20 protein-coding genes and 1 pseudogene are annotated in these 17,590 nt (G+C 35.7%); 18 read left to right on the top strand and 3 right to left on the bottom strand.

Features of this window, described 5'->3' with window-relative positions; translation table 11 throughout:
* The first annotated feature begins 3 nt into the window (after positions 1–3).
* The 12 genes from AAIE21_RS03485 (at position 4) to AAIE21_RS03430 (ending at position 10,194) form a co-directional block, all read left to right on the top strand.
* The gene (locus AAIE21_RS03485; RefSeq protein ID WP_343265481.1) at positions 4–1,323 is read left to right on the top strand and encodes a dihydrolipoamide acetyltransferase family protein; all 1,320 of its coding nucleotides are present in this window, start codon (positions 4–6) and stop codon (positions 1,321–1,323) included.
* 116 nt (positions 1,324–1,439) lie between these two features.
* A complete protein-coding gene (locus AAIE21_RS03480; protein WP_343265480.1) occupies positions 1,440–2,141 on the top strand; it encodes a DUF421 domain-containing protein in 702 nt (233 codons plus the stop codon).
* A gap of 361 nt (positions 2,142–2,502) precedes the next feature.
* Positions 2,503–3,681, top strand: a complete 1,179-nt coding sequence (locus AAIE21_RS03475; RefSeq protein WP_343265479.1) for an FtsW/RodA/SpoVE family cell cycle protein — start codon at positions 2,503–2,505, stop codon at positions 3,679–3,681.
* Between the two features lie 302 nt (positions 3,682–3,983).
* Positions 3,984–4,457, top strand: coding sequence for an NUDIX hydrolase (locus AAIE21_RS03470; RefSeq protein ID WP_343265478.1), 474 nt, complete (start codon positions 3,984–3,986; stop codon positions 4,455–4,457).
* Between the two features lie 120 nt (positions 4,458–4,577).
* Complete coding sequence (locus tag AAIE21_RS03465) at positions 4,578–4,985, top strand: YjdF family protein (protein WP_343265477.1); 408 nt, start codon at positions 4,578–4,580, stop codon at positions 4,983–4,985.
* Between the two features lie 154 nt (positions 4,986–5,139).
* Positions 5,140–5,553 carry a BrxA/BrxB family bacilliredoxin gene (locus AAIE21_RS03460; RefSeq protein ID WP_343265912.1) on the top strand — a complete coding sequence of 138 codons (414 nt, stop codon included), beginning with the start codon at positions 5,140–5,142 and terminating at the stop codon, positions 5,551–5,553.
* A gap of 303 nt (positions 5,554–5,856) precedes the next feature.
* Complete coding sequence (locus AAIE21_RS03455; protein WP_343265476.1) at positions 5,857–6,642, top strand: transporter substrate-binding domain-containing protein; 786 nt, start codon at positions 5,857–5,859, stop codon at positions 6,640–6,642.
* 37 nt (positions 6,643–6,679) lie between these two features.
* Entirely contained in the window at positions 6,680–7,339 is a 660-nt protein-coding gene (locus AAIE21_RS03450; RefSeq protein WP_343265475.1) for an amino acid ABC transporter permease, read from the top strand.
* Positions 7,332–8,054: an amino acid ABC transporter ATP-binding protein gene (locus AAIE21_RS03445; RefSeq protein WP_343265474.1), complete on the top strand. Its 723-nt coding sequence runs from the start codon at positions 7,332–7,334 to the stop codon at positions 8,052–8,054. Before AAIE21_RS03450 ends, AAIE21_RS03445 begins: the two co-directional genes overlap by 8 nt.
* Before the next feature lie 100 nt (positions 8,055–8,154).
* Positions 8,155–9,123: an aromatic acid exporter family protein gene (locus AAIE21_RS03440; protein ID WP_343265473.1), complete on the top strand. Its 969-nt coding sequence runs from the start codon at positions 8,155–8,157 to the stop codon at positions 9,121–9,123.
* A gap of 207 nt (positions 9,124–9,330) precedes the next feature.
* A complete protein-coding gene (locus AAIE21_RS03435; protein WP_343265472.1) occupies positions 9,331–9,891 on the top strand; it encodes a L,D-transpeptidase in 561 nt (186 codons plus the stop codon).
* 63 nt (positions 9,892–9,954) lie between these two features.
* Positions 9,955–10,194: a DUF3894 domain-containing protein gene (locus tag AAIE21_RS03430; RefSeq protein ID WP_343265471.1), complete on the top strand. Its 240-nt coding sequence runs from the start codon at positions 9,955–9,957 to the stop codon at positions 10,192–10,194.
* A 124-nt stretch (positions 10,195–10,318) separates the two neighbouring features.
* On the opposite strand, the gene prli42 is transcribed toward AAIE21_RS03430, so the two are convergent.
* Entirely contained in the window at positions 10,319–10,411 is a 93-nt protein-coding gene (prli42, locus tag AAIE21_RS03425) for a stressosome-associated protein Prli42 (protein ID WP_016116231.1), read from the bottom strand.
* A 201-nt stretch (positions 10,412–10,612) separates the two neighbouring features.
* Here prli42 and AAIE21_RS03420 point away from each other — a divergent pair, with 201 nt between their 5' ends.
* Entirely contained in the window at positions 10,613–11,158 is a 546-nt protein-coding gene (locus tag AAIE21_RS03420; RefSeq protein WP_343265470.1) for a GNAT family N-acetyltransferase, read from the top strand.
* Between the two features lie 127 nt (positions 11,159–11,285).
* Positions 11,286–12,404, top strand: a complete 1,119-nt coding sequence (locus AAIE21_RS03415; RefSeq protein WP_343265469.1) for a tripeptidase T — start codon at positions 11,286–11,288, stop codon at positions 12,402–12,404.
* 54 nt (positions 12,405–12,458) lie between these two features.
* Here the strand turns inward: AAIE21_RS03415 and AAIE21_RS03410 are convergent, their stop codons facing one another.
* Positions 12,459–12,659 (bottom strand): hypothetical protein, encoded by a 201-nt coding sequence (locus AAIE21_RS03410; RefSeq protein WP_343265468.1) that lies wholly within the window; start codon positions 12,657–12,659, stop codon positions 12,459–12,461.
* Positions 12,660–12,818: 159 nt separating this feature from the next.
* On the opposite strand from AAIE21_RS03410, the gene AAIE21_RS03405 reads away from it, so the two are divergent.
* Entirely contained in the window at positions 12,819–14,057 is a 1,239-nt protein-coding gene (locus AAIE21_RS03405) for a DNA polymerase IV (RefSeq protein WP_343265467.1), read from the top strand.
* Positions 14,058–14,105: 48 nt separating this feature from the next.
* On the opposite strand, the gene AAIE21_RS03400 is transcribed toward AAIE21_RS03405, so the two are convergent.
* The gene (locus tag AAIE21_RS03400) at positions 14,106–14,357 is read right to left on the bottom strand and encodes a DUF3932 family protein (protein ID WP_343265466.1); all 252 of its coding nucleotides are present in this window, start codon (positions 14,355–14,357) and stop codon (positions 14,106–14,108) included.
* 188 nt (positions 14,358–14,545) lie between these two features.
* On the opposite strand from AAIE21_RS03400, the gene rnz reads away from it, so the two are divergent.
* From rnz to sdaAB, 3 genes and pseudogenes are all read left to right on the top strand, one after another.
* On the top strand, positions 14,546–15,469 hold the full coding sequence (gene rnz / locus AAIE21_RS03395; RefSeq protein ID WP_343265465.1) for a ribonuclease Z: 924 nt from the start codon (positions 14,546–14,548) through the stop codon (positions 15,467–15,469).
* Between the two features lie 376 nt (positions 15,470–15,845).
* Positions 15,846–16,881: pseudogene (locus AAIE21_RS03390) on the top strand (PTS sugar transporter subunit IIC).
* A gap of 48 nt (positions 16,882–16,929) precedes the next feature.
* Positions 16,930–17,589, top strand: a complete 660-nt coding sequence (gene sdaAB / locus AAIE21_RS03385) for an L-serine ammonia-lyase, iron-sulfur-dependent subunit beta (protein WP_343265464.1) — start codon at positions 16,930–16,932, stop codon at positions 17,587–17,589.
* The last annotated feature ends 1 nt before the right edge of the window (position 17,590 follow it).

The following is a 17,590-nucleotide window of genomic DNA, read 5'->3' as shown; positions in this document are numbered from 1 at the left end:
TACATGGCTGTAGAAAATATCACAATGCCTCAGCTTGGGGAAAGTGTAACGGAAGGTACAATTAGTAAATGGCTCGTAAATGTTGGTGATCACGTAAATAAATATGATCCGCTTGCAGAAGTAATGACAGATAAAGTAAACGCAGAAGTACCATCTTCTTTCACAGGAATTGTGAAGGAGTTAGTCGCTGGTGAAGGTGAAACACTTGCTGTAGGTGAAGTTGTTTGTGTGATCCAAGTAGAGGGTGCAGATGAAGTAGCTGCCACAGCTGTAGAAGAGAAAACAAAAGAGGAGCCAAAAGTAGAAACTGCTCCAGCTGAAAAAGCACCAAAAGTGAAGCAACCAACTGATGGAAAACCACGTTTCTCACCAGCTGTATTAAAACTTGCAGGTGAGCATAATATCGATTTAGATTTAGTAGAAGGTACAGGAGCAAATGGACGTATTACACGCAAAGATATCCTGAAACTTGTGGAATCTGGAAATATTCCGCAAGCAGGTGCGAAAAAAGAGGAAGCGGTTGTATCGGTACCGACTCCACAAGAAGCACCGAAATCAGCGCCTGCACCATCAGCACCAAAAGCGGAAGCGGCAAAACCAGTTTCTGTACCAACAGTACCTGGAGATATCGAAATTCCAGTAACAGGTGTGCGTAAAGCAATCGCTGCAAATATGCTACGTAGTAAGCATGAAGCACCTCACGCATGGATGATGATTGAAGTAGATGTAACAAACCTTGTATCATACCGTAACTCAATTAAAGGTGAATTCAAAAAACGTGAAGGTTTCAACTTAACATTCTTTGCATTCTTCGTTAAAGCAGTTGCGCAAGCTTTAAAAGAATACCCACAAATTAACTCCATGTGGGCGGGCGATAAAATCGTTCAGAAGAAAGATATCAACCTTTCTATCGCTGTTGCAACAGAAAATGAATTATTTGTACCGGTTATTAAACAAGCCGACGAGAAAACAATTAAAGGTATCGCTCGTGAAATTACAGAACTTGCAGGGAAAGTTCGTACAAAATCATTGAAAGCAGACGAAATGCAAGGTGGTACATTTACAATTAATAACACAGGATCATTTGGTTCTGTTCAGTCTATGGGAATTATTAACCATCCACAAGCTGCTATTTTACAAGTAGAATCGATTGTAAAACGTCCAGTGATTATGGATAATGGTATGTTTGGTGCACGCGACATGGTTAACCTGTGCTTATCTCTTGATCACCGTGTGCTTGATGGCTTAATTTGTGGTAAATTCTTAGGACGTGTAAAAGAAATTCTTGAAAATGTATCAGAGAATAATACGTCTGTATATTAATAAGAATAATAAAATGAAATTTTAAAAAAGCTAATCCGTTGTAGGATTAGCTTTTTTGTATATAGAAAAAATAGCAGCACACACTAAAAATAACATGATAGGAAAGGCGGATAGAGATGTGGGACTTCTTTTTTGAGCGAGAACATCTTTCGATTTTAGAATGGGGTTTACGTAGCGTTATTGCATATTTCTTTTTATTAGTTGTAGCAAAATTTATGGGGCAGCGTTCTATTTCTCAACTCCGTTTTCTTGATTTTATTACTGCTTTAATTTTAGGAAACATTTTAGCGCATCCGTTATCAGATGAGAAATTAGGAATGATTGGTTCGATGACTACAACAGCTGTGCTTATTATATTGTATAGTTTAACTGCCTTTTTGAGCTTGAAATGGGAAAGCTGGAGGCGCTTTTTAGAACCAGATCCACTTATTTTGATTCAAAATGGGAATATTGTATTAAAAAATTTAAAGAAAGCTCGTATTTCTATAGACTATTTACTTTCAGAACTTCGTATGCAAAAGATTGAGGATATAACAAAAGTGGCAGTTGCGCTATGGGAACCTGGGGGGAATATTTCTTCTTTTTTAAAACAAGAGAATGAACCTGTAACCAAAAAAGAGGCTAGGATTGAGACGCAGCCTTTTTCAATGCCATTTGTTGTGATGAAAGAGGGGAAAATAAATGAAGAAACACTTGCTTTGTTTGGAAGAACAGAGAAATGGTTACAAAAAAAATTACAGGAGCAAGACAAATATACAAAAGTTGTACTGGTAACATTAGATCAAGATGAAAACCTGTGCTTTATTCTTGAGAAATAAGAAACGTCTATTACGCGTTTCTTATTTCTTTGGGAGTAATTTTGTGTGTAAGAAATTCTCTTTTTAGCGAAGTAAATAGGGACTCGAAAATATAAAAAATGAATCTTACAATGAATAACAATGTATTATGAATTTATGAAAATACATTGCTGATATATTGTATATAGATATACAATAAGAAAAGAATACTTTTTTGGCAAATCTTACTGATGAAACTGTAGTATAATGTATTGTATTGTTTGAAAAAGAAAGTTATTCTATATAAGTATTTTATAGATTAATGTGCAATCAGCCGTCAAAACATGAAGAATGTTGACTCCTGGTTTTTTATTTTGCCTTAACAATGTTTCAGGAGGATGTCATGAAGAGAAGTACCGAGTTTCTAAAGAGTTTAGATGTAAAGTTAATTTTAATTTTGTGTGTATTAGGTATTACAAGTATAGCAGCTATATATAGTAGTCAACAAACAGGACAATATGGAGATTCAAACTTTGCAATGAAACAAGGGGTTAACTATGTAATAGGTATTGTGTTATTACTACTTGTTGCAAGTATTGATTTAGATCAATTGCAAAAATTAGCATGGCCATTTTATATTGTTGGGTTTACTTCAATTATAATACTTAAAATTTCACCGTTTAAAGCTTTAACACCTGAAATATTAGGGGCGAAAAGATGGTTTAGAGTCCCGGTTCTAGGGGCAATCCAACCATCAGAGTTTTTCAAAATTGCGCTCCTTATTTTAATTGCCAGTTTAGCAGTGAAGCATAATGCAAAATATATGGTACGAACCTTTCAAACAGATTTAATATTAGTAGGTAAAATTATTTTAGTATCGATTCCACCTGCTCTACTTGTATATAGTCAACCTGATACAGGGATGGTTTTCCTATATGCTGCAGGAATCGCATGTATTTTATTTATGTCAGGTATTCAAAAGAAATTAATTGCATTATGTACAGTTATTCCCATGACTGTACTATCTACGCTAATATTTATATATGCGAGATATCCAGACATATTTTTTAACAAGTTAGTTACTCTGTTAAAGCCACACCAACAATCACGTATTCTAGGGTGGTTAGATCCATTTGAACATGCAGATCAAGGGTACCAAACCCAACAATCCATTTTAGCAGTTGGTAGCGGGGGAATGGACGGGAAAGGGTTTGGATACGGAAACGTCTATATCCCGGAAAAACATACGGATTTCATTTTTGCTACGATTGCTGAAGAAGGTGGATTTTTAATAGCTGCTTTTATTGTGTTTATGTTCCTTCTTCTTCTTTACCGTACAATTATAATTGGGTATTCAGCAGATAATTTGTTCGGTACATTATTATGTGCGGGAGTAATTGGTGTTTTAACTCTCCAAATCTTCCAAAACGTTGGTATGATTGTTGGATTAATGCCAGTAAAAGGGATTGCGCTTCCGTTTTTATCATATGGAGGAAGTTCTTTATTTTCCAATATGATGATGATGGGGCTTGTATTGTCGGTAAGAAAAACGTATAAAAAGTATATGTTCTCAGTTAGTTAAATCTGATGCATTGAAAAAAGCTGATTCGTTCTTATGCGAATCAGCTTTTTTCATATCAAACTGAAAAAACGATTGTTAGGTAGGAGAGAGCATCCGGTCATGCATAGAAAGACCTCATACTGAATGAGACCAAAGATAGCAAAAGAGTGCAGGTCACCTTTTGCGTTTCATAGCAATGACTTATATGTTGAAAAATCAAAATGAATCTATTTAAAAAAAGTAAATAATAAACGCATTTTACCATTTCTTGCATATGATACAATAGTGTGGACAACGAAATAAAAAAAGAAGGGTTTGTTTCGATGGGATATGTAGAAGAATTACGAAAAGTAGTTGGTCATCGCCCTTTAATTTTGGTTGGTGCTGTTGTTCTCGTATTGAATGAAGATGGACATGTTTTGCTGCAACAACGAACAGAACCATACGGAAAATGGGGATTACTTGGCGGTTTAATGGAACTTGGAGAATCACCAGAAGAAACTGCTTGCCGAGAAGTATATGAAGAAGCAGGAATTCATGTGAAGAATTTAAAGCTCATTAATGTATTTTCTGGAGCAAATTACTTTACAAAATTGGCGAACGGTGATGAGTTTCAATCTGTCACGACTGCTTATTATACAAATGAGTATGAAGGAGTATTATCTGTGAATAAAGAAGAAGCAGTCCAGCTCAAATTCTTTCCCATTCCAGAATTGCCAACGTATATTGTAGGCTCACATAAAAAAATGATTGAAGCATATGAGGCGATAGAAAAAGAAAGTAGAAATACTATATAATAGTTATAGGAATACAAAAACACAGTTCTGGTTGGTAGTCCAGACGCATACAAGTATGTCAGTAACCTTCCCCTCCGGGATGTCCAGTATTTCTAATTTTTTTCTAAGGAGGGGCTGTCGATGGAATTGACAGTATATCACGATGGACAGTTTTTTGTAGGAATGATTGAGAATACACATAAAGGGACTTTGTATGCAGCGAGGTATACTTTTGGCGCTGAGCCATCAGACGAAGAGATACTTTTATTTGTAAACGATACAATGCTAACGTATTTTAATCACTTTTCCCGATGTGGTGTTAAAGCGAAAGAGAAAAAACGCCCGAAAAATGTAAAACGTATTATAAGAGAAGCTGCAAAAGAAATGAATACAAAACGCTTTACGAAAGCACAAGAGGCAATTAGTTTATCTTATGAATTGCATAAGCAAGAAAAGCGAGTGCAATCTAAGGAACAACGTGAAGCAAAAAAGCAGAAGAAACGCCTTATAAAAGTGCAAAAAGCAAAACAAAAGCATCGCGGGCATTAAGGAAAAACGTCTTGGGACACTTGTTCTAAGACGTTTTATATATACACGTAAGAAGAGTACAAGTAAGTTTACTTGTACTTCTGAAACAGTAACTGGTAAGATACAAATAGATAGATCTAGAGGAGGGAAAACATTGATTAACTTTAACTTTTTTATGAATGATGTTGTCCGTCAAGCGCGTGAAGAAATTGTTTCCGCTGGATATACAGAATTAACAACAACAGAAGCAGTTGATGAAGCATTCAAGAAAGGTGGTACAACACTTGTAATGGTAAACTCAGTATGTGGTTGTGCAGGTGGTATTGCCCGCCCGGCTGCTGCACATTCTGTACATTATGATAAGCGTCCAGATCACCTTGTTACAGTATTTGCAGGGCAGGACAAAGAGGCAACAGCGCGTGCGCGTGAATATTTTGAAGGATATCCACCATCTTCTCCCTCTTTTGCATTATTAAAAGATGGAAAGATTGTAACGATGGTTGAACGCCACGAAATTGAAGGGCACGATCCGATGCAAGTTATTGCAAAATTGCAATCGTATTTTGAAGAGAATTGTGAAGAGGTATAATAAGGCGATAAAAACGGTATGTACACTGATAAGTGCACATACCGTTTTTTTATTTGCTTTATTTACTAGTAGATGAAATTGAAAATATTTGTTTTTAATCATTTATAATGAGGTAGGATATACATGGAATTTATCATTTATACAATATTTTATACATATAATAATTGATAATCACTGTTTTTAAGGAATTTATAATTTATTTTTATTTTGATAGTTGCATAAAAATAAAAACACTGCTACAATACAAACATCGAATAGAAATTCTATAAAACTTTTAAATATACATTATTAGGGGGAAGAAATATGAAGAAGTTATTATCAATTTCATTTGCACTTATTTTAATTGTAAGTATGTTTAGTGCTTGTAGTAAGGGAGAAACAAAGGAATCGAATACGAAGAAAGATAAGAAAGTACTCGTTATGGGTACTTCAGCAGACTATAAACCTTATGAATATGTAGAGGCATCAAAAAGTGATGAAATTATCGGCTTTGATGTTGATATTGCAAAATATATCGGAAAAGAGCTTGGTTATGAAGTGAAAATAAAAGATATGGATTTTGGGGGATTGTTAGCATCGCTTAATTCAGGAAAAGTTGATTTTGTTATGGCAGGTATGACACCAACTCCAGATCGTAAGAAGAATGCGGATTTTACAGATATATATTTTGTTGCTAAAAATATGATCGTTTCGAAAAAGGAATCTGGTATTCAATCATTACAAGATTTAAAAGATAAAAAAGTAGGGGTACAAACAGGTTCTATTCAAGAAGAAAAAGCAGAGGACTTCCAAAAACAAGTGAAATTCGAGGCGCAAGGTCGTGACCGCATCCCAGAAATCGTGCAAGAAATTCAAGCTGGACGTTTTGATGCTGCTATTTTAGAAGATACAGTTGCTAAAAACTATTTAGAAAAAATGAAAGGTTTACAAGGAATTGAAATTCCGGAAGCGCCAGAAGAGGTAGGAGCAGCAATTGCTCTTCCAAAAAATAGTGATAAAACGGCAGAGTTTAATAAAGTAATTAAAAAAATGCAAGAGAATGGCGAGATGGATAAATTAGTGAAGAAATGGTTTGGCAGCGAGAAATAAGCTGCCTTTCTATTTTCTGTGAGAGGAATGACAAAAGATGAACCTAGATTTTTCGGCAATTACTCCGTCGATACCATATATATTAAAGGGCCTAGAAGTTACACTGAAAATTGTAGCAGTATCTGCTTTAGTTGGTTTTATATTAGGAACGTTATTAGCACTTTGCAAAATTGCTAGAATAAGAGTTTTAAATATCGCTGCTGATTTATATACATCAATATTTCGTGGTACACCGCTTGTCTTGCAATTAATGATTATTTATTTTGGTGTTCCGCAAATGATTGGATACGATATACCAGCATTTTTAGCAGCAGTACTTGCATTTAGTTTAAATTCGGGTGCATATATGTCAGAGGTAATTCGTGCAGGTATTCAAGCAGTTGATAAAGGACAGACGGAAGCTGCGATGGCATTAGGGGTTCCATATGGAAAAATGATGAAAAATATTATTTTGCCACAAGCATTAAAAAATATATTACCAGCGCTTGTGAATGAATTTGCAACACTTACGAAAGAATCGGCTGTAGTGACAGTAATTGGTGCTACAGATTTAATGCGCCGTGCCTATATTGTAGGCGGGGAAACGTTTAAATATCTTGAACCACTATTATTTGTCGGACTTGTTTACTATATTCTGGTAATTATTCTTACATTTGTTGGGAAAGCAATTGAAGGGAGAATGAAGAAAAGTGATTAAAGTTGAAAACCTTCATAAATCATTTGGACAAAATGAAGTATTAAAAGGAATTACGACAACAATCGAAAAGGGTGAAGTTGTTGCAATTGTTGGACCGTCTGGATCAGGAAAATCAACATTTTTACGTTGTATGAACGCACTAGAAACGCCTACAAGTGGTAATATTTGGATTGGAAAAGAAGAAGTAACGAATCCGAAAACGAATATTATGAACGTTCGTGAAAATGTTGGGATGGTGTTTCAACATTTTCACTTATTCCCTCATATGACTGTATTAGAAAACATTACGTACGCACCTGTAAATGTAAAAGGAGTGGCAAAACAAGAAGCAGAGAAAAAGGCGAAGGAACTTCTTGAAAAAGTAGGGCTGCTCGATAAAAAGGATGCATATCCAAACCGTCTTTCAGGAGGGCAAAAGCAGCGTGTCGCAATTGCGAGAGCTTTGGCAATGGAACCAGAAGTTATGCTTTTTGACGAACCAACATCGGCACTGGACCCTGAAATGGTAAAAGAAGTATTGGAAGTAATGAAATCTTTAGTAACTACAGGAATGACGATGGCCATTGTAACGCATGAAATGGGATTTGCAAAAGAAGTAGCTGATCGTGTGCTCTTTTTAGATGGTGGAAAGCTTGTTGAAGATGCAAGTCCAGAACAGTTTTTTTCAGAACCAAAAAGCAAACGGGCACAAGAGTTTTTACAAAAAATATTGTAACATGTAAAAGTTACGTGAATAATATGGAGAAAAGGATGACAGCTTGTCATCCTTTTTTTATACTTATCGTAACTACGTTTATACATATAGGAGCAATGATATGTTTAGAATTGGGTATCGGACAGTGAAAACAGCAGTTGGAACTGGTGCGGCAGTTTTTATTGCACAGTTATTAGGCTTGGAGTTTTTTAGTTCTGCGGGGATTTTGGTTATTTTATGTGTGCAAAATACGAAGTGGAAATCACTTCAAGTCTCTTTACACCGGTTTTTAGCTTGTTTATTATCGATGGTGTTCTCGTTTTGTATTTTTGAAACAATTGGTTATACACCACTTGCTATTAGTTTGTTACTTCTTACTTTTATTCCGACCGCTGTTATGCTTAAAATTCAAGAAGGAATTGTTACAAGTTCCGTTATTGTCATGCATTTGTACTCATTAAAACAGATCACATGGCCAGCGATTGGAAATGAAATTGCAATTTTAACAATTGGAATTAGCGTAGCTTTATTGATAAATATGTATATGCCAAGTGCGGAAAAAAAATTAAAAGGCTACCAGGAAAAAGTAGAATGGAATTTTAAAACGATTTTATTTGAGATGGCTGTATATTTACGAAACCGGGATAGTACATGGTCTGGAAAAGAATTAATTGAAACAGAGGACATTTTGAAGGAAGCAAAAGAGTTATCTTTCAAAAAACTTGAAAATCAATTTATGCGAGAAGATGATTATTATTATCGATATTTTGATATGCGTATGCAACAATTTGAAATTTTAGAGCGGATTATGCCCCTTGCAGCTTCATTATCATGGTCATACGAACAGGCTAGTATGATTGCGGAAGTGATTGAAAACGTTGGGAATTCGATTCGTCCTGAAAGTACGGGTCTTATTTCACTTAGACAATTACAAGAAATGCGAGAGATTTTTAGAGAAATGCCACTTCCAGAGACACGTGAAGAATTTGAAATGCGTGCGAAACTCGTACAACTTGTTTATGAAATGGAGCAATATTTACTCATTAAAAGTCGGTTTAAGGGGAAGGATAATGTGAAAGAACTTATATAAATCCAAATAAAAAAACAACATCAACCATTCTTTTTAGATGGGCGAGAGCATCCGGTCATGCATAGAAGCGGTCAGTGCCTTTTTTAGCCCCATGCCGTGTGAAAATAGAAGAGGAAATAAGTGTGGAGATTAGGTTTTGTTTTCATAACCGCATCTAGTATGTAGAAAAATCAAAATGGATTTATATATAGAAGGAAGGAATGAATCATGTCGTATCTTCTATCCTTGCTATTATGTTTTTCTCTTTCACCAATTTGGCCTCTTGGAGATAACCCGCGGGTCGGAGATCCATTCATTATTGTAAATAAGCAGACGAATAAGCTTGCTTACATTAATGATGGGAAAATTCAAAAGGTCTTTCCTGTAGCGACAGGAAAAACAAACAAATTAACGCCAGAGGGGACATTCGATGTTGTAATGAAAGCAAAAAATCCTTATTATATTGCAAAGAATATCCCTGGTGGATCGCCCAAAAATCCCCTTGGATCTAGATGGATCGGGTTTAACGCGCGGGGGACTGATGGGAGTAAATATGGCATTCATGGCACAAATCAGCCAAGCTCAATTGGAAAATATATTTCGCAAGGGTGTATTCGGATGAAAAAACAAGATGTGGAATATTTATTTGATCGTATTCCGATTGGAACAAAGGTGTCGATTGTGAAATCAAAAAAAACGTTCCAGCAACTTGCGAAAGAAAAAGGAGCTATCGCCTATGAAAAGGTCAACCTACAAGTTGGCCTTTTCTTTTCTTCTAAGTTGTCTTGACATGTGTACATAACCATGCGTTAATGAAAATATACAAAGATAATAGGAAAAGGAGTTGCTTATATGTATTTGAATCCAAGGCTTTCTTATATGCAATTTTGTATTGGTTTTCTATTCATTGTTACCTTCATATTGGCAACTTTTAATATATGTTCTTTTCTCGTATCCATTGTATTCATGGCACTTCTGAATGTAACCTTTGTTATAGGAGCGTTTCAGCAGAAACATTATACAAGCTTTGTTATGGCCCTTGTGATGGCTTTTTCATTTAGTATCGTAACGATTCTACTCATAATAAAATAAAATATATATATGATTCTTTAAAATAATGTGGTGATTGAGCAGGCTGTTTATTTTCTAGTCAGGAGAATAAACAGCCTATTTACATAAACGTAGGAAATAAAAAAAGACGAGCACGTCGTCCTTTTTACCAAAACATACTTGCTCCAGCAAGCAATGTTGTTACAAGCATGGAAATGAGCATAACGTATATCATAACTTTTTGTGCTTTTTTATTCATATTAGGGCCTCCTTGCAATCATTACAACTTTATTGTAACGAGAAACGAAAGTATGGACAAGGGGAGAGTAAGGACAAAATTCGAGAAGTGTATATGAAATAGAACAGGAAAATTCAAAGTGCATAGAGAATATAAAAGGATGGACACAAGTTTTTTCGGTGCCTTTTTTAAAAGTTTTGCAAGCTGAAGAATGGAGATCCGATGATGAAAATATATGAAACAGAACGTTTGCAATTAAGAGAAATTGACGAGTCGTATGCAGAGCAAGTTCTTCAATATTACGACAAAAATCGTGAATTTTTAAAGGCGTGGGAAGAATATCGACCAGATGATTTTTTTACACTGGACTATCAAAAGAAAAGATTACAAAAAGATAGAAAAGAGTTTAAAGAAGGAAAAATTATTCGATTATGGATTTTTAAGAAAGGCGATGACAAGAATATTATTGGATGTATTTCTTTCAATTTAATTGTGAGAGGAATTTATCAATCTTGTGTTTTAGGATACAAGTTAGATAAAGATGAATTGAACAAAGGATATACGACAGAAGCACTTAGAAAAGCAATTGACGTTGCTTTTCAAGAATTTTATTTACACCGCATTGAAGCCCCAATTATGCCTCGTAATTTAGCATCTATTCAAGTTGTAACGAAGATTGGATTTCAATATGAAGGGGTGTCCCGGAAAATGCTAATGGTGAATGGTATTTGGGAAGATCATATGCGCTGGGTCCTTTTAAATGAGTAGAAGAAAGCAGATGGTTATCTAGATGTGTGAACCATCTGTTTTTTTATCTTGTCTTTCGAAACTTTTGCGGAATTCTGTTATAATTAACGATGTTACATACATAATGCAATGCAGGAGGCGCATTCTCATGATTAATCAAGAACGTTTAGTAAACGAATTTATGGAACTTGTTCAAGTAGATTCTGAAACAAAATATGAAGCTGAAATTTGCAAAGTGTTAACAGAAAAATTTACTGCTTTAGGTGTTGAAGTATTCGAAGATGACACAATGGGTGTAACTGGACATGGCGCAGGTAACTTAATTTGTACTTTGCCAGCGAGGAAAGAAGGAGTAGATCCAATTTACTTCACTTCTCATATGGATACAGTAGTTCCTGGTAAAGGAATTAAGCCTTCTATTAAAGATGGTTATATCGTATCAGATGGTACTACAATTTTAGGATCAGACGATAAAGCGGGATTAGCATCTATGTTTGAAGCAATTCGCGTTTTAAAAGAGAAGAATATTCCTCATGGAAAAATTGAATTTATTATTACAGTAGGTGAAGAGTCAGGTCTTGTTGGTGCGAAAGCGTTAGATCGTGAACGTATTACAGCAAAATATGGTTATGCATTAGATAGCGATGGAAAAGTTGGCGAAATTGTAGTTGCAGCACCAACGCAAGCGAAAGTAAATGCGATTATTCGCGGGAAAACAGCTCATGCTGGTGTAGCACCTGAAAAAGGTATATCTGCAATTACAATCGCAGCAAAAGCAATTGCAAAAATGCCACTTGGCCGTATTGATTCTGAAACAACTGCAAATATTGGTCGTTTTGAAGGTGGTACACAAACAAATATCGTTTGTGACCATGTGCAAATTTTCGCAGAAGCTCGCTCTTTAGTAGATGAAAAAATGCAAGAGCAAGTTGCAAAAATGAAAGCAGCATTTGAAACAACTGCAAAAGAAATGGGCGGGCAAGCAGATGTTGAAGTAAAAGTTATGTACCCAGGATTTAAATTTGCTGATGGCGATCATGTTGTCGAAGTGGCAAAACGTGCTGCTGAGAAAATTGGTCGTACACCTTCTCTTCACCAAAGCGGTGGCGGAAGTGATGCAAACGTAATTGCTGGACACGGTATTCCAACAGTAAACTTAGCAGTTGGTTATGAAGAAATTCATACAACAAATGAGAAAATCCCTGTTGAAGAATTAGCGAAAACAGCGGAACTAGTTGTGGCGATTATTGAAGAAGTAGCAAAATAATTGCAAGAAAAACAAAAAGAGCGTGTAACCTATAGAAGGTTTACACGCTCTTTTTCATTTGGATTCAATTGCTTTTACAAGGCGAATAAGCCAATATAAAAAAATCCATGGGAGTATATATGTTGTTGCAACGCGGACTATGTGAGGGAGAACTCCAGCGGAATTAATATTGAAAATTGGAAGTAATAAATAATTAATAGCAATGATTAATATAATGACTAGAAATGTTTGGTTGAGTTTACTATGGTTTTTCATATCACTCTCTCTTTTTACATAATTATCCATTGTTAATTTTAGTATATCAAAAAAATAGCAGGAAAGAACATGGTTTTTGTAATGGAAAAACCCCACTGTTTTCGTTAAATTTGATATAATGACAAAAGGAACGTGTGTTCTTTTGTGGGGGTGAGAAATATGCGAGAAATGTATCCTAAAAAAGGTCGTGTTATTTTGCATGTGGATATGAATTGTTTCTTTGCATCAGTTGAAATTGCGCAGGATCCATCGTTAGAAGGGAAGCCATTGGCAATTGCAGGAAATGAAAAAGAGCGAAAAGGAATCATTGTAACATGTAGTTATGAAGCGAGAGAATATGGAATACGAACAACAATGCCACTTTGGGAAGCAAAGCGGTTATGCCCAGAGTTAGTTGTGAAGCATCCGAATTTTACATTATATCGAGAAGCATCATTTGAAATGTTTCAAATTCTTTCACGTTTTACTGAAAAGATACAGCCAGTTTCTATAGACGAAGGTTATTTAGATATAACAGATTGTTATGGATTAGGATCACCTCTTGAGATTGCTAAGATGATTCAACAAGCGTTATTAACAGAATTACAACTCCCATGTAGCATCGGGATAGCGCCAAATCTTTTTCTAGCGAAGACTGCGTCGGATATGAAAAAGCCGCTCGGTATTACAGTGTTTCGGAAACGAAATATTCAGGAGTTACTTTGGCCACGTCCTGTTGAAGCAATGCATGGAATTGGTGAGAAAACAGCTGAGAAATTGAAAGAGATTCATATACATACAATTGAACAGTTAGCAAATGGAGAAGAACATATCATTCGCGCTAAAATAGGAAAGCATGGTGTTGATTTACAAAAACGGGCAAAAGGTATGGATGATAGAGAAGTTGATCCAGCTCAAATGGGACAACATAAAAGTATTGGGAATTCCACAACATTTTCAAAGGATATGGATGAAGAGAAGGAATTGCTTGATATGTTAGAGCGGTTATCGAAATCGATTAGCAAAAGATTGCGAAAACGTAACCTTGTCAGTTATAACATCCAAATTATGATTAAATACTATGATCGGCGTACAGTAACGCGGAGTAAACAATTAAAAAATGCAATTTGGCAAGAACGTGATATTTTTCAAGCGGCTTCACGTTTGTGGAAACAACATTGGGATGGAGATTCGATTCGGTTGCTTGGTGTTACAGCTACTGAACTAGAGTGGAAAACAGAATCAATGAAGCAACTGGATTTATTTTCATTTGAGGAAGATGCGAAAGAAGAGCCATTATTAGCTGTGATTGACCAAATTAATGATAAGTATGGAACTCCTATTCTGCAAAGAGGCAGTCAACTGTTTCGAAAGCAGGAGAAATCGTTTCAGCAGAGATTGCAGAATAAATTTATGTAAAAAGTGTCATGGTGATTCAGTACCCATGACACTTTTTATTTTTATAGATTAGGAGATAGTAGGATTCTCGTAAATTACAATTTCTGAATTATTTGCTGTTGAAATACGTTGTGCATAATATGTGATAGAGGAAGAAATATATTTCGGTAACGTTTGATTTGTATGCAATGTTGTGTATTCATGGACTAATTCTTTTAAAGTCGTCCATTCTAGTTGTGCTGGGTGATCAGAAACGAAAGAACTTACCCAGCGGTCAAATGAAGATGAAAAATCAGTTTGTAAACGAAATACTTCTTTCATAAGTTAAACGCTCCTTTATTTATGGTACAAACATTCTACCATAAAACACGAACGATTTCTATTTTTTTATTTGTATTGTTCGTGTAATATAGTCGTCTAGATGAGTGGTTCATGGGAATTCATTTGCCATTTGAAATAACATTCCGTAAGATGAAAGGTAGATTCTATAAAGAGCTGGAGGAAAGAAAGTGGAATTTGTATTTTTAGGAACTGGTGCAGGCGTCCCTTCAAAAGGGAGAAATGTCTCAGCAATTGCTTTACAGTTGTTAGAAGAACGAAGTGAAACGTGGCTATTTGATTGTGGTGAAGCAACGCAACATCAAATTTTACATACATCTGTGCGCCCGCGTCGCATTGAAAAAATATTTATTACACATTTACATGGGGATCATATTTTTGGTTTACCTGGTTTATTAGGAAGTCGTTCCTTTCAAGGAGGGACAACACCATTAACAGTATACGGCCCACAAGGAATTAAGCAATTTATTGAAGTAGCATTATCAGTGAGTACGACGCATGTGAAATATCCACTAGAAATTGTGGAAATTACAGAGGAAGGCATTGTTTTTGAAGACAAGCAATTTTCTGTGGAAACGAAGCGATTATCACATGGAATTGAATGTTTTGGATATCGAATTGTTGAGAAGGATATACAAGGGCACCTTCTTGTTGAGAAGCTATTAGAAGAAGGTGTGAAGCCAGGTCCAATCTTTAAACGTTTAAAAGATGGTGAGACAGTGGAGTTAGAGGATGGAAGAGTCTTACATGGGAACGACTTTATCGGTCCGCCTCAAAAAGGAAGAATTATTACGATCTTAGGAGACACACGTTATTGCGAAGCTAGTAGCCAGCTAGCACAAGATGCAGATGTACTTGTGCACGAAGCAACATTTGCAGCAGAAGATGAAGGACAGGCACATGATTATTTTCATTCTACAACAGAACAGGCAGCTCGTATTGCATTGCAAGCAAATGTGAAACGGTTGATTTTAACTCATATTAGTTCTCGCTATCAAGGAGACACTTATAAGGATTTATTAAAAGAAGCACAAGCACTGTTTGCAAACACAGAAATCGCAATGGATTTAAAACATTTTCCAGTGGAACGGTAACATTTTACAAACAATGGCAACGTAAGCTTGCCATTGTTTTATTTGTATTAAAAAATTTTTCGCTATTAAATAGATGGAACTGTTATTATTTGATAGCTATCTGAGATGATACAGAAACTTTAAAGATTTTGAATGGGCAGGAGAAAAATGCAAAGTATCGGTTGTTTTGAAAAACTGTTATATAAGTACATTTGTATATCATTAATACAAGAGAGTTAAAAAGTTTTAAAATCAGAAATTTTAAAATTCAATAAAAGTAAGCGTTTCATAAAAAACAAGCTATAATGAGGGCACATTACAATTCATCGTAAGTTATAACATGTGTTTTAGCCATTTTTCGTAACGAAACGAAATTGACTAAAAGGGAGAGGGCATCATGGAGATTATTAAGGGAACGATACTATTATTATTTGTACTAAGTCTTTTTTCACTCTTTAGTTTCAAAGCACCAAATGGGATGAAAGCAATGGAAGCTTGAGCGAGTGCTGCTGTTGCAAGTTTCTTAGTTGAAGCGTTTCAGCTGTATGTTGGTGGAGATTTAATTGGCATACCGTTTTTAAAAGAAGTCGGAGAATCTGCAGGTAGTCTTGGCGGAGTAGCTGGTGCAACTCTTGTTGCGTTAGCAATGGGGGTATCACCTGTTTATGCTATGCTTGTAGGGGCTTCTGTGTTAAAATTTGGATTGCTACCAGGATTTATTGCTGGTTATCTTATATCATTTTTAGTAAAACAAATTGAAAAACGTGTACCAGAAGGATTAGATTTAATTGCATGTATCGTAATCGCGGCACCGTTAACAAGATTGATTGCAAAAGGAATGGATCCAGTTGTAACCGTAACATTGAAGCAAATCGGTGGAGTTATTACAACTGTGGCTGATGCAAGTCCGATTGTTATGGGAATTATATTAGGTGGTATTATTACAGTCGTTGCGACAGCACCACTAAGTTCAATGGCGCTAACAGCACTTCTTGGTTTAACAGGGTTACGGATGGCTATAGGAGCTTTAGCAGTAACAAGTTCATCCTTTATGAACTATGTATTCTTTAAACGAATGAAGTTTGGTGATCAGCGCACGACGATTGCGGTTGCAATTGAGCCGCTTACACAAGCTGATTTAATTTCAGCAAATCCAATTCCAGTTTATGTGACAAACTTTATTGGTGGTGCGACAGCAGGTATTATTATTTCAATGTTCGATCTTGTAAATAATGCAACAGGAACAGCAACGCCAATTGCCGGACTTATGGTTATGTATGGATTTAATGATCCGATGAAAGTAACGTTATGTTTCTTATGTATTATGGTATCTGGTATTATTTCAGGATATATTGGCTCACTTCTATTCAAAAATTCGTACTGCGGCGCAAATTCGTGGTACGGAAGGAAAGGCAACAGAATCGGCAGCTTAATAGAATAGTAGTAAGCAATTTTTCATAAAAGATTTAGGGGGAATCATGATGAAATATCGCTCAGTATTTGATATTATCGGTCCAGTTATGATCGGTCCGTCGAGTTCACATACAGCAGGTGCAGCAAGAATGGGACAAGTTGCTCGGCAACTGTTCCGCCATGAACCGGAAAGAGTCACAATTTCGTTATATGGCTCGTTTGCAAAAACATATCGTGGTCACGGTACAGATGTAGCATTGATTGGTGGAATATTAGGATTTGAAACAGATGATACACGTATCCCGAGTGCGTTAGAAATTGCAAAAGAGCGTGGAATTGAAGTGGATTTTATTGAAGAAGAAGCAAATGCTCCACATCCAAATACAGCGAGAATTCGTTTGTATAAAGACGATGAAGAAATCGAAGTTGTCGCTTGTTCAATTGGTGGTGGCAAGATTGAAGTGGTGGAATTAAATGGATTTGATTTGCAACTATCAGGAACTAGTCCTGCACTTCTAATTGTAAATAACGATCGTTTTGGAGCAATTGCATCTGTAGCTTCGATACTTGCGAAACATGAAATTAACATTAGTACAATGAGTGTTTCACGTAAGGAAAAGGGTAGAAGAGCACTTATGGTCATTGAAACAGATGAATTATTGGCAGATGCAGTGATTGAGGAAATAAAAGGGCAATCAAATATTTGTCAAGTAACTATTATGGATTAAT

It is taken from the genome of Paenibacillus sp. 102 (assembly GCF_039549175.1).
Classification (GTDB): Bacteria; Bacillota; Bacilli; order Bacillales; family Bacillaceae_G; genus Bacillus_A.
The sequence above is the reverse complement of the archived record's forward strand: the minus strand, read 5'-3'. Positions and strand labels throughout refer to the sequence as shown.